This window comes from Synergistaceae bacterium (assembly GCA_012728235.1).
Classification (GTDB): domain Bacteria; phylum Synergistota; class Synergistia; order Synergistales; family Synergistaceae; genus JAAYFL01.
In genome coordinates this window covers 60,840-79,133 of record JAAYFL010000038.1, presented here as the reverse complement: position 1 = coordinate 79,133, position 18,294 = coordinate 60,840, and the positions used below count along the sequence as shown (strand labels likewise).

The following is an 18,294-nucleotide window of genomic DNA, read 5'->3' as shown; positions in this document are numbered from 1 at the left end:
TGCCTTTCAGTATGCAAATAATTTAGTCTTTATATTTGGATATTATCTCCCACGTTCTTCTAGCTGCAGCAGATTTTTTTTCAAAATACTGCTCGCTAATATTTTTATATTTCTCTTTTTGAGGGTTGGCCGCTATTTCTTTCCAAATTCTGCCTAATTCCTTGCCACTTGATACTTGTGTTGCTATTCCCATCTCTATCAGCTCTTCCGATGCCTCTGCAAAATCTTCCATATGAGGACCATACTGAACAGGCACACCCCAAGAAACGGGTTCTAATATATTTTGACCACCTTTGTCTATAAAACTACCTCCGACAAAAGCTGATATAGATAGACTGTACAGATGATAGAGTACTCCTATCTCGTCGACCACCATTACATCCCAGTCGTCATTATTACTTGAATATTTCGTTGTTTTATAATGATTGCTAAAGATATCAAAAACCAAAGGGGCTTTATCAGGATGTCTTGGAACTATAAGAAGCTTGGCACTGGACATTTTATCTTTCAAGATTGCGAATGCTTCCAACAGATAATCATATTCACCTGGGTGTGTACTGCCCGCTATAAAAATAGGAGCGTTTAAAACGGGAGTAATCCTTTTAAAATCGGTGCATTCTACAGCTTTTTTACGGGACAGCAAGGAATCAATTTTTGTGTCCCCCAGGACGTGAAGTTTTGTGGAAGACAGCCCTAATTCCTCCAAAAGCTCTTTGTCCATATCTTCTCTCAAACATAACTCTGTAAATAAATTGTAAAATTCTTTGCCTATCTTTTTGCCTAAAAAGGTTGAAAGACGTTTCCAAGTTCTTTGTGAAATGCGGCCATTTGCCAAAAATGCGGGTATTTGTCTATCCTTTAATGCCCAAAGAATGTTGGGCCAAATCTCTGTTTCCATCGTGACAAAAGCCCAAGGGTTTATGCTATCCAAGGCAAAAGACACAAATTTTGATCTGTCCCAGGGGTAGTAAAGGTGTAAATCAAAAAGGCCATTTCCGATTAGATAAGCCATGGCTTTCCCTGTCTCTGTAGTAGTTGAAAGCAGTATTGGGCCTTCGTATCCGCCATCTCGTGCAGCTTTTATGATGGAGATGGCGGCCTGAACTTCTCCGACGGAAACTCCATGTATCCATAGGGGTTTTTTGCCCTTTAATTTGTCTAGCTTTTCTACTGACGGCAAACCCTTTCTTTCATTTAAACCTTCGCTATATTTATTCTTTAACTTAGGAAAGGAAAGAATGAATATACTGTTTATTAAGAAAGAGTAAAAGGTTCTCAGCAATATTAGGCAACTCCGGCTTTTAATATCTCATGTATGTGTACCATGCCTACAGGTTTCCCATTTTCCACAATGATAATTGCAGAGACTTCCCATTCTTCCACAATCCTTACCGCTTCTACTGCAAGCTTGTCGGGAGATATAACCCTTGGATTTTTCGTCATGGCATTTATGACAGGAGAATCAAGAGATGCTATGCCATTTTTTTCTATAAGTCTTCGCAAATCTCCGTCTGTAAATACTCCCACAAGATATCCATCGTCATCAACTATAGCTGTTGCTCCATACCCCTTGCTGGTTATGTCAAAAAGGGCGTCGCGAACAAGAACGCGATGATTTGTAATAGGCAGCTTATCACCCGATCCCATTAAATCACTAACTTTTAATAATAGTCGCTTACCCAATAATCCTCCGGGATGGAAAAGTGCAAAATCCTCTTTTTTTACATCAAGAAGAAATGTCGATATGGTTGCTATCGCGTCTCCAAGAGACATTTGAACCGTAGTGCTGCTTGTAGGTGCCAGCCCCAACGGTTCTGCTTCTTTCTCTACGTAACAATTTAAAAATATATCTGAATTTTTAGCCAAAGTAGAATTCTTATTCTCTGCTACAGCAATGATAGGCACACCCATATGTTTAAAAGTGGGCAATATATTTATTAATTCAGCCGTTTCACCGCTTTTGCTAATAAAAAGAACAACATCATCACGACAAACCACACCTAAATCCCCGTGAGCCGCTTCTGCAGCATGCAGAAAAATTGACGGTACTCCTAGAGAAGCAAGCGTAGCAGAGATTTTTCTACCTACAAGTCCAGATTTACCGACACCTGAAACAACAACCCTACCCTTACAAGAAGCCACAATACGAGCAATATCTACTATTTCGTCTCCTAATGTATCTGCACACGACATTAAAGCTTTGGCTTCATCTATAAGTACGGTTTTACCTATCTTTAGAAGCTCTTCAGAAGAATAATCTCTAAGGTCTCGTTCATGTGGCAATTTGATTTTTTCACCCATAAAATCTACTCCTCTACCCAGGAAAGAGAGCTAAACCCTATTTTCTCCTTCACGATTCTATCTATTTCTGCTACTTGACGAAGCACCTCTCTCATCTTGAAGAGGGGAATCATATTTGGACCGTCGCACTTCGCATTATCTGGATCATCGTGCACTTCCATAAAAAGGGAATCTACGCCTATAGCAATAGCTGCTCTAATGAGAGGAAGTATAAAGGATCTATCCCCATCGCTCTTGTCCCCTTTGCCTCCTGGCATCTGAACACTGTGTGTAGCATCAAACATAATGGGACAGCCGATAGATCTCATTACGGGCAGAGAACGAAAATCCACAGATAAATTGTGGTAGCCAAACATAGTTCCTCTTTCACAGAGATTTATATTTTTATTGCCGGCTTCGTGACATTTTGTAACAACAGAAGTCATGTCACCCGGAGCCATAAATTGAGCTTTTTTTATATTTAACGCTCTGCCCGTCCTACTTGCGGCGACAAGCAGGTCTGTTTGACGGGATAAAAAAGCGGGAATTTGAAGTACATCAACACATTCTGCTAATTTTTCTGCTTGCCATGGCTCATGTATGTCCGTTAAGACGGGGACATCTAAAAGCTTTCCTATTTCAGAAAGCCATGCGATTCCTTCTTCTATCCCAGGTCCTCTATAACTTTTTATTGAAGTTCTGTTTGCCTTGTCATATGAAGCTTTAAAAATATAATCAAAATTAAATTCCGAACAAAGCTTTTTCATCTCTCTGCCGATTTTTAAAGCTCCGTCAAAGCTTTCAAGAGCACATGGTCCTGCTACTACAACAAGTTTTTCTCCGCCTATTTCGATATCTCTTACCTTAACGCTATTTATCGTCTGCTTTTTCATCAGCAACATCTCCTGTTTTTAAAATATCGTTATCACCGTGATTCGATACTTTTTCTAAATATTCTCCATACTTTTCAAATACATAACAGCGATTGCTCCATCCCAGAACATCAGCACAATAATCTACAATTTTATCCAGAGCTCCTAGGGAGCCAAGATGGCGTATGCCTGCTTCGCTCATCTCTTTGTATAATTCGGGTGTGACAAGCACTTTTTCAGTCGCATCTGCCAAAGATTTGTAATCAGGCGGCACCAATATTTCTGCTTCTTTCAAAAGTTTTTTCTGTCTCAACTTACCTGTCTCTATTATAGAAATAACGGGGATGCCCAATCCTGCACATAATTGATTTGCAGTCCCTCCAAGTCCAATCAGAATATCTGCTCCCTTTGCAACAGTGGCTACAGGTCCGCTGTACATAAATACTTCTGTATTTCCACAAATTAAATAATTGCCGTCATCTGACAAATTCCATTCAGGCAAAGCGTTTTTTATTTTTTCGGCTGATATTGTGGGTGCAAGCACCATGGCGAATGAACATTCCAAACGCTTTGAAAGCTCCAAAGCTGCATCTAATATTAGCTTTACATCGTCATATGCTCTTTGCCTGCTGCCGGGCAAGAGCATTACTTTAAAACCTTTATCAGGCCAAACTGAAACAGTTGACGTTGCTTCCCCAATAAGATCCATCACAGGATTTCCTTCAAAGACTGCGTTAACCCCTACTTCTTTAAGAGACTCAGCTGTCTCTGTATCTCTGGTCCATACAATTCTGCTTCTTTTCCTAAGTAGCCATTCCTCTATGCTTAAATGACCGTGAAGATGAACAGATTTTGCTGTAGCAACCAATACAGGACGCATTCCCTGTCCCCAAAGCATATTAAGCATCAAATAAATGTCGCCAACACAGACGGGAGTTCTGTAAACATCTGTCATTTCATGGAGTCGTTCAAGTTGAGACCTGATCGCATTGCCCAACCCATGTCTTAAGTCATCAAGTAAATCTATAAAACTATATTTAATTACTCATCCACTTGGCATATCTATAGAGGGAGATACGACCGGAATGCCAGCCTCTTCATACTGTTTGCCTGTTCCTACAAAAGAGAAAGCCCTCACATTGGCTGATGAAAACCGGTTTCTTATTTTTTTAGCGAGCTCCACTCCTATTGCATCTTCTCCATAGCCATTTGAAGCAACAATAAGTTGCGGCTTTAGCTTTTCATGCAGTCTTTTACAAAAACTTGCTTCGTTATCTAAAACAACTTCTATTCTTGGGATGTAAAGCGGCAAAGACATAGTTATTTTTTCAGGCAAATTAACCACATCTTTTTCAGTACAAACAAAACCGTCAACCCCAAGTTCCTTTGCGTCTCTTTCTAAATCAATCATATTTTCATTTGTAAAAATATGGTGATCCCTGAAAGATCTACGTGCCACAACGTTTACTCCCTTATCTATTAAAAAGCTATAAAATCCAGGAGCATTTCCTATCGCGGAAAAAGCTATATATTTCCCTTTTGGAACCTCGTCACAAGATAGTATTTCAACATCTTCGCCTGGACAAAATAACATCCAAGATTCTAGCTTTATCTTGGCTATGTATATCTTTTCTTTTTCAACTAAAGGTTCAAGCTGTTGCTTAATTTTATCCAGTTCTTCTTTCGTTGACTGATTAGCTTTAGTTAACACAACCATGTCCGCCCGCTTTAAGGAAGACATAGGCTCTCTCATCATTCCTGCGGGCAACACATTGCCATTACCGAAAGGACACGTTGAGTCTACCAGGACGATATCAACATCTCTGGCCATTTTTTTGTGCTGAAAGGTGTCGTCCGTAACAGCAACTTCAACTCCAAGAGAAGCCAATAATTCAACACCCTTAATCCTATTTTTTGATACAACTATTCTCACATTTGGCAGCCTCTTGGCCAACATAAGCGGCTCGTCTCCCGCTATTTCTCTTTTGAGGCTTTTTTCATCCTGCCCCACCCAAAGCGGATCTATGCTCTTCGTCTTGTAACCTCTACTTACAAGACCGGCATTGATGCCGGCTTTCATGAAAAGACGAACTACAAGCTCGGTCATGGGTGTTTTATTCGTTCCACCTAGGCTTATGTTGCCTATGCTTATTACTGGGAGAACTGGGTCTGTTACAGAAAATAATCCTCTTTTATACAGTCCTATCCTCAGACTCATCCATGCCATAGTCAGATACTGTAACGGGTAAAGAAGCCCCCATGGAGAGAACTTACTTTCTCCTCTGGCATATTTTAGATAGCTTCTTACAATATTAGACATCATTTTCTTCTTGATTCTCCGGACTGCAAGCATTAAATAGTTTAAAGTAATGGTTTTCTAAGGACATTAATTCTTCGTGGCTTCCTTCTTCCACAACCTTGCCACCGCTCAAAACTATTATTCTGTCAGCATTTCTTATTGTCGAAAGGCGGTGTGCAATTATAATCGAAGTTCTTCCTGCCATTGCATTCTCCATAGCATCTTGAACTTGCTGCTCTACAATTGCATCCAATGAAGATGTAGCTTCGTCCATTATTAGAATTCTTGGATCGCGTACTATTGCACGTGCGATTGCTACTCTTTGACGTTGCCCGCCGCTTAATGTTATTCCTCGTTCTCCCACTTCTGTGTCAAACTTATTATGCAATGTCTCAACAAAGTCATATATTCCAGCAATCTTAGTTGCTCTTACAAGATCGGAGTCTTTAACTCCTGGATAACCATATCCTATGTTGTAAGCCAAGGTTCCCTTCATTAAGACAGGGTCTTGTGGAACCACTCCTATTTTCCTTCTATATGTTTTAAGATCTAAATCTTTTATATCAATTTTATCAATATAGATGTGCCCTTTTTGTGAGTCATAAAAACGCATTATCAGGTCAGCCAAAGTTGACTTGCCCGCTCCCGTCGCGCCAACAATCGCGACCTTTTCTCCGGGGCAAATTGTGAAGTTTAATCCCTTTAAAACCCAGTCTTCTTCATACTTAAACCATACGTCTTTGAATGCGACACTACCTTCCATTGTAGAGAGCACTACAGGGTTTTCTATCATCTTCACTTCACTGTCTTCGTCCAATATCTCAAAAATTCTGTCTGCAGAAGCAACACCCTGTTGAATATTGCTTACTACTCTGCTAAGTATTCTTATAGGTTGGACGAGTAACCCAAGATAGGTAAGAAATGCGAGCAGTTCTCCCGCTGTAAGCTGTCCTTTGATGACATCCCTTCCGCCCATCCACAGTATTATGGAAAGAGCGAGGATTAATATTAACTCTACAACTCCTTCAAGTACTCCCCTAACCTGAGTCCCTTTCATAAGAGCTCTAAAGTGTTTTTTACTTTCCTCTTCAAAACGATCGAATTCATCTTCTTCAGTGGCAAAAGATCTAACTATGCGGATTGAAGAAACAGCCTCTTGGGCTATTGCTGCTACCATAGCAAGACGCTCTTGAATTACCGTACCAACCTTACGCAACCTTGTTGATGCATTGTCTATTACAAATACAGCCAAAGGTATTATCGTAAATGCGACAATAGTTAATTTCCAATTTATAAAAACAAGCAAGCAAATAATGCCTATGAAGGTTATACCTTGGACTACAAAGTCGACGATGACAGAAGCCAATATATTTTGTAGGGTGGACACATCGTTGGTAATTCGCGATAAAAACTCGCCTGAACGCCGGCTATATAAAGTGGCAAGAGATAGTCTTTGTGTGTGGTCGTACAGCTCAAGTCTTATATCTATAATAACTTTCTGCCCAACCCAGGTCATTAGGTACACGTGTCCGTAACCAAAAAGAACTTTAAGCAGGTAAAGTAAAACTATACCTAGCGCGATAAGATTTAGTACTCCCATTTGCTTTTGTATCAACACGTCATCCACAACATTTTTAATTAGCCAGGGAGGTGCAATGGCAAAAATAGCAGACATGACCATGCATAAAAGCGCCAATATTAAGCGCTTTTTATACGGAATGCAATATTCCAGAAGCCTAATATATGAACCCCATGCATGTTTATCAAATAGTTTTAGCATTATATGTTCTCCAAAATTTTATGCGCCCAAGATTCATAAACAGCAGACTTACCTAACTTTAATCTTGTTTCGGCCATTTTTTTATATGTTGTTTTTTTCACTTTTTCTTCCCCGTCTAACCAATCTAAAGTATATTTTAGTATGTTTTCTACCGTAGCTTTTTCTTGCAATAGTTCAGGAAATAATTCATAGCCGGCAAGTAGATTCGCCATAGCAAAAAACTTTGTTCTTACCATTGCTCTCACCACAAAAGCAGAAAAAGAATTAACCTTATAGGTGACAATCATGTAACAATTAAGAATAAGAGATTCCACCGTCGTGGTTCCACTTGCACCTATAATGCATTTTGCAACAGACATTAGGTGCCTCCCCGGCCCTTCATAATAGTCTCTATTGTTTAGTTTTAAGCGGTGAAGCAATTCCTCTTTACTGTGTTTATTCAATCCGGGAGCAACGGAAAAAACAGGAGTCCAGCCTCTCTTAGTTAGCTCATCAGCCACCTGCTCTAACAGAGGCATGTGTTTTTTTATTTCTCCCATTCTGCTGCCCGGTAGAATGGCTACCAATTTAGTATTATCAGCCAGCTTTCTCGGGATATCTTCTCTGTTAAAGTTTTTTTCATCAAATTCTTCCAATAGGGGCGCACCACTCCAATAGCTGGCACAGTTATTGGAAACCAAATAATCATGTTCAAATTCATAAAGCGGCAAACAGAGGTCTACATCTCTACGCAAAGCCTTTATTCTCCCGCTTCGCCAGGCCCAAACAGTTGGAGGTGATATATAGAATATCTTTCCTTTATATCCTTTTTTACGTAAATTAGAAATAAGTCTCATGTGAAAATCTGGGCTATCCGCAACTATTACAGCTTTAGGATTGAGATCCATAATTCTAGCTATTATTTCTTCTTTTAATTTAAAAATTTTGGGGATTGCATGGAGTATTTCTGTGAAGCCCATGAGTTGCAATTCCTCACCATTCCATTCTGTTCTTACACCTTGTTCTTGTGCTTCAGCTCCGCCCATTCCCCAAATGTCCGCAGAACAACCAACTTCTCTTAAAGTTTTTGCCAGAAGTGCGATGTAGTGATCTCCTGATGCCTCTCCGGCACTTATGAAAATTGACAAGGATCTACTCCAACCACTGCAATATTCGCTTTTTCGGCTTCTTCTTTAAATCTTTCCGGTTCCATTATTAATGTGGAACCAGCATGAAGAGCCAAACAGTTTAGTTTTACTTTAGACATATTTTCTATGGTTTTAGGTCCGACTGTTGGAATATCATAGCGCTCGTCCTGATCAAGACGCATCATTTTAACTACGGTGCCTCCCTTGCAGAGAGCTCCTGCTCTAAATAGAGCAGCGTCAGTCCCTTCCATAGCCTCTACTGCTATTACCGATTTTTTATGTACTATTACCGTTTGTCCAAAAGAAAGAGGAACTGTAACCCTACAAATAGAGAAGCCATAGTTTATATCATTGACTTCTTCTTTAGTGGGGTTGCGCCCTGCAATATGGCCGACGGTTGCTATCAGGTCGGGGATCAGCTTCTTGTAACTGAGCACTTCAAATCCAGATTTCTCAAAGAAATCTACGATTGCACCCAGTAGGGAATGGTCATCCCTAAAAATCAGGCTTGCTAGGAATTTTTGTGTGGTCAAATCAAAAAGCGAAGGTTTAAAAGCTAATGTTTTTGATACAGTACCTGCCATGATGATGCTTTTTATATTGCGTTTTCTCATGTCTTTTATTACAAATCCAAATTCAGGCCTCTGGAGATGTACTATGTCAAGAGAGTATTTCGAGAGATCTCCGATACTCTCTCTTAGAGAATAGACAATTGGAGGTGTCCCCATATCGGTTAACCTATCAGCTATCGCTATCGGAAGAACTCCTTCACCGGCAATAAGTGCCACTTGATTTTCCATAAAAATTCCTCCCTGTTTTCTATAGGGCAATATATAAACATTCTCACACAAAGGGTGTAATTGGTTGCAAAGAACTTTAAAAATACAAGAAAAGTATAACATATATTTCTGTAATAATTATGAGAAAATCTGCTATAGACCTAATGTTTCTAGGAAAATAACAATTTTAAATACTCTGTGTAATATATGCTGTAATATTTCGCATAAATTATATATAAATCCTCATTCCGATAAAATTTTACGGAAATAAATATCTCTTTTTCTAAAAAATATTTTTTCTAAGGATTCCTAAAAGTAGCCTCTCATATTTACTGTTATAATTTCTTGGATATAAGGGGGCTGTTTAATGTATTTTATTAAAAACACGATGAGTTGGTTTGAATCTTATGTCTCAACTTATAAAAACACCGAACATTATTCCGAGATGTATGACATCAAAATAGAACATAGCAAAAGAGTTTGTAAAAATGCCGCCATGTTGGGAGAAGCGATGGGTTGGGAAAGTGACAGAGAAGTTTGGTTGACACACGCTGTTGGTCTTTTACATGATATAGCTCGATTTTTACAGTATAAGGAATATAATACGTTCCTTGATAGCTTGAGCTTCGATCATGGAGATAGAGGAGAAGAGATTTTAGATAAAGAATTCAATTGGGATGGTATTTCCAAAGAAGATAAAAGCTTTGTGTTAGCAGCAGTGAAATATCACAATAAAAGAATTCTTCCCTCCGGGCTATCTGCTGAGACGATTAAATGGTGTTCTCTTGCCAGAGATGCGGATAAAATTGATATTTTTCGTATGATTCAAAAAAGGATAGAAAACGGAACCATTCTTAACATATTTCCTAAACATGAAAAAGTAGTCGGACTAAGTACAGATTTGGTGGAAGAAATTGAGAGAGAGGGATTGGGCTCCTACAACAACGCGCGTTCTTTACAAGATTACCGCCTAATACAGCTTACTTGGGGTGTAGACCTTAATTTTTCTGTTTCAGTAGATATTCTCCAAAAAGAAAATATTTTCGACAAAATTATCGAAGATTTAAAGGATTATGATATTGACTATTTAATTGAAAAACTTATGGAGAGAATATTACTCAAATAACTTTCAAAATAAAATATAGCGAACATAAAAACTTACCCACTCAGACTATTCTGTCGAGTGGGTAAGTTTTTGTTTTAAATTTTAATCTTTTTAGACTTTTTCAAACATGTCCTTGCCGACTCCGCATACCGGACAGAGCCAATCATCAGGGAGTGAATCAAATGATGTTCCGGGAGCGATTCCTGCGTCTGCATCTCCGACTGCCGGATCATATTCATAACCGCAAACTGTGCAAATATATTTGTCCATTTAATTTGTATCCTCCTTTGATTAGTAATCTAAACCGCTTTTAATTATATAACAATTTCAATTTTTTACGACTTAATGTTTTTAGAGTAAGTAGAATTGCTGATTTAGCTGATCGGTTAACCTCTGAGATCCCTTCTCTGTTATGAGGTAATCATCTTCTAGCCGCAAACCACCCCATCCTTCGATATAGATTCCCGGCTCAATTGTGACTACGTCTCCGGTTCTTAAAATATCGTTGATGCTTTTTCTTAGATATGGACTTTCATGTATTTCAAGACCAAGTCCATGGCCTAGACCATGTGTGAAATAAGCATCTAAATTATGAGCGGCCAAGACTTCCACAGCCTTGTTGTGAACTTCACTTCCGCTTGCATTGTTTTGAAGAAGGGCTGCCGAAGCTCTGTGTGCTTCCAAAAGTATTGAGTGATAGAAAGTAGCTCGCTCATCCGGCACACCTATTGAAAAATTTCTTGTAATATCACAAAAATATCCATTCCACCTAGCGCCAAAGTCTACTGTAACCCATTCATTCTTTTGAATTGTTTTCTCGCTTGCTCTCCCATGTGGAAGAGCACTACGTATTCCGGAAGCTACTATCATATCGAAACCAATTTCTCCGCCAAGCGTGGCAATTTTATAGTTGAGAAGTGATTGCAACTCTTTTTCAGACATTCCTTCCTTTACGTGATTCAGTGTTTCAAGAAAGGCAGTGGACGCTATTTGTCCAGCTTTTATAATACATCTTATTTCATATTCGTCTTTTTTCCTTCTCAACGCCTCAATCTGCTCTGAAGCATCCTGTATTTCTCTTTTAGAAGAAAGAAGTTTAAGCCAAATTGAGGCTGAGGTTCTCTTGGCCTCACAGTATATTTCTTTTATGTTGTGATTTACTAGTCTTTCAATGACTGCATCAACAAGACCTGATTTTTGTTCTAATACATCGTGAGGAGATTGCATTTTCCCCTGTTCTGTGTAGCGAGAATCCAATATCAGTTCCACATGGTCAGAGTAAATTAGCAATGCTCCTGAAGTACCACGAAAACCGCTCATGTAATATAAGTTTTCCCAATTTGAGTCTTCATCATTTATTATAACAAATACGCTATGTCTGTTATTTAAAAGTTTGGCCTGTATATTTTCTACTCTTTCCAATATTTTACTGTTCATCTATTTTCTCCATTTTTAGGAGACGCCACAGCTCTTCTTCAAATTCTGGCATCTCACTTTTTATTTTCTCTCCAATCGTACCAACAACTGTAAACTCTATCCCTGAGTCTCTTAGTGACTTTTGAGCCTCAGGCAAGTCTTTTTTAGCTACTACTACGATGAGACTACCGGAAGCAATCAAGTTAAGAGGATTAAATTTGAGTTTCTCTGAAGCTCGTCTTGTGAGAGGGTCTATTGGCAGAGAATTTTGGTCTATTAAAACTTCCAGACCGCATAAAAGAGATATTTCTTTTACGCCTCCCATAAAACCGCCTTCTGTGGGGTCGTGCATAAACTTAGCTACTTTCCGAACGGCTTTCGATTCGTTTAGAACTGAGATTTCATCTGACCAACTGCGCATTTTTTCTATCTCTTCTTCCGACATAAAAGATGAAAGAAGGTCTGGTCTGTCAGTGGCTATTATTGACATCCCTTCAATGGCAATATGTTTTGTTATTATAACTAGATCACCTGTTTGGATATCAGAGGCTCTTAGGACCCTATCTGCCGTCCCTATCATTGCAGCAGAAATAACAGGACGATCATACTCGCTGTTAAATTCCGTGTGTCCACCAGCAATGGCAATATTTTGTAAAAGACACTCATTATGTATCTCTCTCATTATTTGAGCTGCTCCCTCCTCACCCATTGAGGGAGGAAGTATCAGCGTAACTACGAGATATTCAGGATCTGCTCCCTTTGAAGCGATATCGTTTGAGTTTATCCGAACCAAAAGTTTACCGGCTCCAATACTTGCACCTACGATTGGATCTGATGAAAAAACAAGGTATTTCCCTTCCGGCCATTTTATCACCGCAGCATCCTCACCGACTGCCGGGCCTACTAGGAGTTCCGGCTTAAGCGCACCGGTATAAGTTAGTATGTTTTTTTTGAGAGATAGGGGGGAGAGTTTGCCCTCAGGCAATTTTTCTTCGTTCATATTTGATTCCTACTTTGTATTGAATACAAACATCCACAGTAATCTTGTCTGTATAAGTTTAACTGGAGGCTTCTTTCCACTGATTTTTTAAATCCGTTGTTTTTCCTCCAGATTTTCTCAACCCAAATCAATCCATTTTCTTGAGATATTCTTTTGCCTAGCTCATTTATTAACGCCACATCTTTATGCGGACTTATTGTTAGAGTTGTTGAAAGATATTTGTAATTATTTTGCTTCGCATAATCTGCAGCTGCATTAAGTTGAAGTTCAAAACATTTTATACAGCGTTTGCCACGCTCCGGTTCATCTTTTAGTTCTGCTGTTTCCTCCAACCATTCTTCCGGGGCATATGGTCTATATACTGTTGACTCGTCAAGAAATAGTGAAAGAGAGGCAAGAGATTCTACTCTTCTGTCAAATTCTTCTTTTGGATGAATATTGTCTCCATAAAAAAAACCGGTTGTTTCGTAGCCCTCTTCTTTGAGTTCGGGCCACGGAACAGTGGCATCGGGAGCACAACATATATGTAATAATAATCTTTTCTCTTCCAAACTACCTGACTCCGTTATTTTCTGTTTTTCTATGTTCTATTTCTTAAGCAGTTCTTTTACTGCTGATGCAATATCCGCTACGCTAAGTTCCATCTTGCTGATTACTTCTTCACTCGCACCTGAGAGAGCATAGCTTGAAACACCCATATTTTTAAGTTTAAAAGCCTTTCCAGAGCGAGCTGCTAACAGTGATACTATAGATCCTATTCCCGTATTTATATGATGATCTTCGCATGTGACAGTAGGCAGATTGCCTATCAGATTAAAGAGCTCTTCCGAGTCCATTCCCAACGGAGTCGCACAATGCAACACTTTTACTTTGATTCCCTGTTCCGCAAGGATTTCATGTGCTGCAACTGCACGGCCAGCAAAATGCCCCATTGATAGTATTACTGCATCTTCACCTTCTCTTATCGTGTCGATTGCACCATATTTAAAAGTGTAATCATCGCCGTAAAAAGGCGAGCCATCTTCTTTTTGAATAATCTTGAGCTTGCTTCTTCCCATAGCCATACAGATGTTACCTGGCTGAGATAGCATCCATCTTGTGGCTCTATCCGTCTGATTTGGGTCTGCAGGAACAATAACTTTCCAGCCAAAGGTGTTGCGAAGCAGTCCCAAATAGTCAATACATTGGTGTGTCATCCCATCTTCACCAACATCAAGCCCCACATGTGTAAGTACAACTTTAGAGTTTGTTCTATTTATATCGTTCAGTCTCTGCTGGTTATAGACTTCATCGACGCCAAATACTCCGAAAGCTGCCCAGAGAGAAACCACTCCTGCTGTTGATGCAGCACCTACTGCGGTAGCGGTAGAATGCTCCTGTATCCCTGTCTGTATAAAATTGTCACAGCAAAGTGCAGAAAATCCGTCAGTCTTTACCGACCCGGAGAGATCACAGTCAAAGACCAACATGGGCGTCCTGCCCGGCTCTTTGTAATTAAGTTTTCCTGCTTCCGCAAGAGCCTTGCCAAAGGCGCCTCTATTATCCAAACTATCTTCTTTAGTATAAGTTTTGGGAGTACCAGTCTCTAGTTTTATCTCAGGGAGTAATATTGTGCGACCTTTTGGCAACGCTCCCTTTCTCAATTCAAGGGCTTCTTCATATAATTCCATAGAACCGCCAAGCTCCTCTAAAGCTTGCTTGAGTTTTTCTCCTGTAGCGGCCTTTCCATGATAATCGGGGATGTTTTGCATAAATGAAACACCCTTGCCCATGACTGTTCTACAAAGAATCACTGCACACCCATTGTATGCGTCTGCCGCTTTCAAGGCTTCATATATTTTGCTATAAGAGTGTCCGTCACATTCTATTACGTGCCACCCATCCGCCTTCCAAAGTTCCGAAAGATTAAAGGGCATTACTTCATTTAGACGTCCACTAATCTGTATGTCATTCCAATCTACAATTGCCGTGAGATTATTTAGCTTCTCTTTAATCGCTATTCTACGAGCCTCAGCCACTTGTCCTTTGACTTGACCGCCATCTCCCATAACTACCCAAGTTTTAGCGTTTGATCCTCTGGCTCTGGCGGCTAGGGCAAATCCGACACCGGCGGAAAGGCCCTGCCCCAAATTGCCTGTCCCCCAATCAACTCCGGGAACATCTCTTTCAACGTGTCCCTGAAAGGGGCTGCCGGCTCGTCTAAAGTTGCTATACATTTCTTTAGGCTCAAAAAATCCGTATGAGGCTAAAGCCGAATAGTAGCCAGCAGATGTATGTCCGTGGCATATAACAATTCGATCTCTCTCTTGGTCGTTGCAGTTTTCAAGACTCATATTCGCAACTCCAAGCAGAGTCATATATATGTCAATAGATGAAAGCGCTCCGGCCGGATGCCCACTGTTAGCAACCGAAGTTGCCAGTACAGACCAAAGACGTGCTTTTCTTGCGGCGTTTTTTAGTTCTTCTATGCCTTCAGCGCTGATAGCATTCGCCTTAAACCCTTTGATTTCATCGACTACTTTCATTTTGCATAAAACCCCTTTCAATAATCAAACAAAAAAATACAGCTGTCATATGTATTAATTCTACTCTATAACAGTATCTTTTTGTAGACTTCTATTTCACGCTGTTTCTTTATTTACTTTTGTCTTATCTGATATATATGATAAAATTATGGCTTAGAAAATAGCTATAAAACAAGCGGTTCCTACTTTAAATTTGTATATTTTATAATTTTTTTGGGGGTATGATTTTGCAGGAATTAAATAATCAAATAATAACTTACGAAGATGAAGGAGACGAAATTTCTATATTAGATATTTTGCTCATTATTGCTGAGGGGAAAAAGATAATTCTTTCATTCCTATTTCTCTTCTTGCTCCTTGGATTGTCGTACGGAATTTTTATTCAAAAACCAGAATATGTCAGTAGACTTCAAATAGCACCAATTTCACAAAACAGCCCAAAAACTGGCGATTTCAATATTTACGCGGACGGCAATCTTATCTCAGGAATTATGCTCAGCGATTCCGTCTTGGATTCTGTTATCAAAAAAAATAATCTCTTGATTAAAGAGGACGGTTCCTTATATAGCAATACAACTGCCAGAAAAATGTTAAAAAATAGTATTGACACAAAAATGGAAGATAAAAGTGGCATAATTACTGTAGAAGTAAAAAATAAAAACCCTCAAAAAACTCTTGATATAGCTAAGTCACTTTACGAATATACTTTAGACATTATGAGTGAAATGGGAAAAACTATTTCTAACCAAAAAAACTCTTATATTCTTTCTGAAATAGAAAAAAACATTGAAAAAATTAATGCTTACAGAGAACAGAATAGCACAGTGGATACAAACAAAGAAATTGAAGAACTGCTTAGAACTCTATCTCTTTTTTCTTTATATAAAGAGGGTACTTTATACAGAGAAGAAGCTCCATTGGTAATCCAGCTTGTTTCCGCACCCAAACTGCCAGACCAGCCTCTTCCCAGAGGGAGAGCAAAGACTGCTCTGCTTTCTGCATTCTTGGGACTCTTCCTCGGATTTGCATTTGTTTTCTTAAGATATTTTTGGCGCGTTTCTTCAAATGATGTTGAAAGCAAGGAGAAGATTAATAAGCTAAAGGCACTTCTCGGACTGAGAAATAAATAATAAAAATCATATTTACAGCTATCAGAGTAGGGGCTTCTCTGTTTTAAATAAAAGAGAAGCCCCTGCTCTGATAATTTGTTAGCCATAAAGTTAATATGATATATAATTAGCTTTTGATTTTAATTACACTCATATGAATATATAGAAATTGAATGGAGGAAGTACTTTGCGCATTGCTGTACTTGTGAAACAAGTACCGTCAGTAGAGACGGTTAAAATTGACGAAAATACAGGAACCATGATTCGAGATGGCGTCGAATCTGAACTTAATCCGCTTGACTTGCACGCTATTGAAGCTGCAGTAAGAATAAAAGAGAGCAGAGGCAAACATCCAACTGAGATAGTAGCTATTACAATGGGGCCTCCTCAGGCAAAAAAAACCGCAACTTATGCAATCGCAATGGGATGCGACAGAGGTGTGCTGCTTACTGACAGACGTTTCGGCGGAGCTGATACTTTGGCTACAGCAAGAACTCTGGCCAAGTTCCTTGAAAAGGAAGGGCCTTTTGATCTGTTTTTTGCCGGAGAAAGAGCGACAGATGGCGAAACAGGACAAGTCGGCCCTGCTGTGGCTGAGTTGCTCAAGTTACCCGTGTTTACTTATGTCAGTGCAATTGAAAAATTAACTACAGATAGTATCCGCGTGGTTCGTGCCGTTGAGGGTGGACATGAAACTCTTGAAGCTCCTCTTCCCTCTTTTGTCATTCCCATTAAAGAGATTAATATTCCAAGGCTTTGTACTTTGGATGGGAAAATAAAAGCCAAGCAGAGTGAAATCCCAACAGTTACGGCTGATGTCCTCGACTTATCAGAGGATGAGATGGGATTAAAAGGTTCTCCGACTCGTGTTGTAAAGATAACTTACCCTAAAGTTACAAGACAGGGGAAGAAAATTAAAACTTCTGATTGTTTTGAAGATGCGCTCACAGCCATTTTAGAAAAACTTGAGGATAGAAACTTTTTGGAGGCGGCAAGATGAGTCGTGTAGGTAAGGAAGTCTGGACTTTAGCAGAGGTCAGAGGAGGCAAAATTCATACAGTTTCTCTTGAACTGTTGGCTTGGGGAAGAGAGTTAGCTGATAAATTAGATGCGCCCCTTGCAAGCATTGTGCTAGGAAGCGATATAAAAAGTTGTGCCGGAGATTTAATTTCCTACGGTGCCGACAAGGTTTACGTAATAGATAATTCAAAGTTTGAAAACTTTCATTCTGATATTGTTGTAAACAGTCTTGAAAAACTTATAGACAAATATATGCCTTCTATTCTTATAGCATCAGCAACCACACGGGGCAGAACTATTATGCCTCTGCTGAGCGCAAGGCTGGGATGCGGCCTTACTGCAGACTGTACTGAAATGTCAATTGACCCTAATACAAAAGAGCTTATACAGACAAGACCTGCAATAGGCGGAAATGTCATGGCAGATATAAAAACAATAGGTAGACATCCACAGATGTGTACAGTGAGACCTAAGTCAAAAAGACCACTAGCAAAAAACGAAAAACATGAAGGCGTTGTGATAGAGGAATCGGTACCCCAAGACGCACTAGACTCCCTGCTTACTTATATCGGTTTTGAAGCTGAGGGAAGCGTAGGACTACCTTTACAAGAAGCAGAGCTGATCGTCGCAGGTGGAAAGGGAATGAAGACGGGGAAAAATTTCGCAAGATTAAATGAGCTTGCTGAACTTTTAGAAGGCTCTGTGGGCGCATCGAGAGCCGCAGTAGACTTGGGATGGGCTCCCTATTCAGCTCAGATAGGACTTAGTGGAAAGGCAGTTACTCCTAGAATGTATCTTGCTTTCGGTATATCAGGAGCAGTACAGCATATCGCTGGAACTTCCGGTTCGGAAACAATCATCGCCATAAATAGCGACCCGGAAGCCCCTATCTTTAGAGTAGCAGACTTAAGTATCCAAGGTGATGCAATGGAAGTGCTTGAAGCTCTCATTGAGAGGATAAAATCACGAAAAAATAGGTAAT

Annotated in this window: 17 protein-coding genes; 4 read left to right on the top strand and 13 right to left on the bottom strand. The window is 39.6% G+C overall.

Annotation, left to right across the window (positions count from 1 at the left end; translation table 11 throughout):
* Nucleotides 1–22 precede the first annotated feature (22 nt).
* The 8 genes from GXZ13_03200 to GXZ13_03165 form a co-directional block, all read right to left on the bottom strand.
* On the bottom strand, nt 23–1,180 hold the full coding sequence (locus GXZ13_03200; GenBank protein NLX74845.1) for a 3-deoxy-D-manno-octulosonic acid transferase: 1,158 nt from the start codon (nt 1,178–1,180) through the stop codon (nt 23–25).
* A 104-nt stretch (nt 1,181–1,284) separates the two neighbouring features.
* Entirely contained in the window at nt 1,285–2,301 is a 1,017-nt protein-coding gene (locus tag GXZ13_03195) for a KpsF/GutQ family sugar-phosphate isomerase (protein NLX74844.1), read from the bottom strand.
* Nucleotides 2,302–2,306: 5 nt separating this feature from the next.
* Nucleotides 2,307–3,173 (bottom strand): 3-deoxy-8-phosphooctulonate synthase, encoded by an 867-nt coding sequence (kdsA, locus tag GXZ13_03190; GenBank protein NLX74843.1) that lies wholly within the window; start codon nt 3,171–3,173, stop codon nt 2,307–2,309.
* A complete protein-coding gene (locus tag GXZ13_03185) occupies nt 3,151–4,149 on the bottom strand; it encodes a hypothetical protein (GenBank protein ID NLX74842.1) in 999 nt (332 codons plus the stop codon). Before GXZ13_03185 ends, kdsA begins: the two co-directional genes overlap by 23 nt.
* Nucleotides 4,150–4,197: 48 nt before the next feature.
* Nucleotides 4,198–5,475 (bottom strand): tetraacyldisaccharide 4'-kinase, encoded by a 1,278-nt coding sequence (gene lpxK / locus GXZ13_03180; GenBank protein NLX74841.1) that lies wholly within the window; start codon nt 5,473–5,475, stop codon nt 4,198–4,200.
* Nucleotides 5,465–7,231 (bottom strand): ABC transporter ATP-binding protein, encoded by a 1,767-nt coding sequence (locus tag GXZ13_03175; protein NLX74840.1) that lies wholly within the window; start codon nt 7,229–7,231, stop codon nt 5,465–5,467. The genes lpxK and GXZ13_03175 overlap by 11 nt, the downstream gene beginning before the upstream one ends.
* A complete protein-coding gene (locus tag GXZ13_03170; GenBank protein NLX74839.1) occupies nt 7,231–8,358 on the bottom strand; it encodes a lipid-A-disaccharide synthase in 1,128 nt (375 codons plus the stop codon). The genes GXZ13_03175 and GXZ13_03170 overlap by 1 nt, the downstream gene beginning before the upstream one ends.
* Nucleotides 8,343–9,158 (bottom strand): LpxI family protein, encoded by an 816-nt coding sequence (locus GXZ13_03165; protein NLX74838.1) that lies wholly within the window; start codon nt 9,156–9,158, stop codon nt 8,343–8,345. Before GXZ13_03165 ends, GXZ13_03170 begins: the two co-directional genes overlap by 16 nt.
* Nucleotides 9,159–9,504: 346 nt before the next feature.
* On the opposite strand from GXZ13_03165, the gene GXZ13_03160 reads away from it, so the two are divergent.
* Nucleotides 9,505–10,263 (top strand): HD domain-containing protein, encoded by a 759-nt coding sequence (locus tag GXZ13_03160; GenBank protein ID NLX74837.1) that lies wholly within the window; start codon nt 9,505–9,507, stop codon nt 10,261–10,263.
* Nucleotides 10,264–10,353: 90 nt separating this feature from the next.
* On the opposite strand, the gene GXZ13_03155 is transcribed toward GXZ13_03160, so the two are convergent.
* The 5 genes from GXZ13_03155 to GXZ13_03135 form a co-directional block, all read right to left on the bottom strand.
* Nucleotides 10,354–10,512, bottom strand: coding sequence for a rubredoxin (locus GXZ13_03155; GenBank protein ID NLX74836.1), 159 nt, complete (start codon nt 10,510–10,512; stop codon nt 10,354–10,356).
* Between the two features lie 81 nt (nt 10,513–10,593).
* Nucleotides 10,594–11,679 (bottom strand): aminopeptidase P family protein, encoded by a 1,086-nt coding sequence (locus GXZ13_03150; protein NLX74835.1) that lies wholly within the window; start codon nt 11,677–11,679, stop codon nt 10,594–10,596.
* On the bottom strand, nt 11,669–12,658 hold the full coding sequence (locus GXZ13_03145; protein NLX74834.1) for a hydrogenase expression protein: 990 nt from the start codon (nt 12,656–12,658) through the stop codon (nt 11,669–11,671). Before GXZ13_03145 ends, GXZ13_03150 begins: the two co-directional genes overlap by 11 nt.
* Complete coding sequence (locus GXZ13_03140; GenBank protein NLX74833.1) at nt 12,655–13,209, bottom strand: epoxyqueuosine reductase QueH; 555 nt, start codon at nt 13,207–13,209, stop codon at nt 12,655–12,657. Before GXZ13_03140 ends, GXZ13_03145 begins: the two co-directional genes overlap by 4 nt.
* A 36-nt stretch (nt 13,210–13,245) precedes the next feature.
* Nucleotides 13,246–15,183 (bottom strand): transketolase, encoded by a 1,938-nt coding sequence (locus GXZ13_03135; GenBank protein ID NLX74832.1) that lies wholly within the window; start codon nt 15,181–15,183, stop codon nt 13,246–13,248.
* 227 nt (nt 15,184–15,410) lie between these two features.
* On the opposite strand from GXZ13_03135, the gene GXZ13_03130 reads away from it, so the two are divergent.
* From GXZ13_03130 to GXZ13_03120, 3 genes are all read left to right on the top strand, one after another.
* Nucleotides 15,411–16,313, top strand: coding sequence for a hypothetical protein (locus tag GXZ13_03130; GenBank protein NLX74831.1), 903 nt, complete (start codon nt 15,411–15,413; stop codon nt 16,311–16,313).
* A gap of 166 nt (nt 16,314–16,479) precedes the next feature.
* The gene (locus GXZ13_03125) at nt 16,480–17,292 is read left to right on the top strand and encodes an electron transfer flavoprotein subunit beta/FixA family protein (GenBank protein ID NLX74830.1); all 813 of its coding nucleotides are present in this window, start codon (nt 16,480–16,482) and stop codon (nt 17,290–17,292) included.
* Complete coding sequence (locus tag GXZ13_03120; protein ID NLX74829.1) at nt 17,289–18,293, top strand: electron transfer flavoprotein subunit alpha/FixB family protein; 1,005 nt, start codon at nt 17,289–17,291, stop codon at nt 18,291–18,293. Before GXZ13_03125 ends, GXZ13_03120 begins: the two co-directional genes overlap by 4 nt.
* Nucleotide 18,294 lies beyond the last annotated feature (1 nt).

What these genes read in the sequence shown, in the direction of transcription:
- GXZ13_03165 (NLX74838.1), bottom strand. Translation starts at nt 9,158, where the DNA reads ATGGAAAATCAAGTGGCACTTATTGCCGGTGAAGGAGTTCTTCCGATA.
- GXZ13_03160 (NLX74837.1), top strand. Translation starts at nt 9,505, where the DNA reads ATGTATTTTATTAAAAACACGATGAGTTGGTTTGAATCTTATGTCTCA.
- lpxK (NLX74841.1), bottom strand. Translation starts at nt 5,475, where the DNA reads ATGATGTCTAATATTGTAAGAAGCTATCTAAAATATGCCAGAGGAGAA.
- GXZ13_03120 (NLX74829.1), top strand. Translation starts at nt 17,289, where the DNA reads ATGAGTCGTGTAGGTAAGGAAGTCTGGACTTTAGCAGAGGTCAGAGGA.
- GXZ13_03155 (NLX74836.1), bottom strand. Translation starts at nt 10,512, where the DNA reads ATGGACAAATATATTTGCACAGTTTGCGGTTATGAATATGATCCGGCA.
- GXZ13_03195 (NLX74844.1), bottom strand. Translation starts at nt 2,301, where the DNA reads ATGGGTGAAAAAATCAAATTGCCACATGAACGAGACCTTAGAGATTAT.
- GXZ13_03150 (NLX74835.1), bottom strand. Translation starts at nt 11,679, where the DNA reads ATGAACAGTAAAATATTGGAAAGAGTAGAAAATATACAGGCCAAACTT.
- kdsA (NLX74843.1), bottom strand. Translation starts at nt 3,173, where the DNA reads ATGAAAAAGCAGACGATAAATAGCGTTAAGGTAAGAGATATCGAAATA.
- GXZ13_03175 (NLX74840.1), bottom strand. Translation starts at nt 7,231, where the DNA reads ATGCTAAAACTATTTGATAAACATGCATGGGGTTCATATATTAGGCTT.
- GXZ13_03145 (NLX74834.1), bottom strand. Translation starts at nt 12,658, where the DNA reads ATGAACGAAGAAAAATTGCCTGAGGGCAAACTCTCCCCCCTATCTCTC.
- GXZ13_03135 (NLX74832.1), bottom strand. Translation starts at nt 15,183, where the DNA reads ATGAAAGTAGTCGATGAAATCAAAGGGTTTAAGGCGAATGCTATCAGC.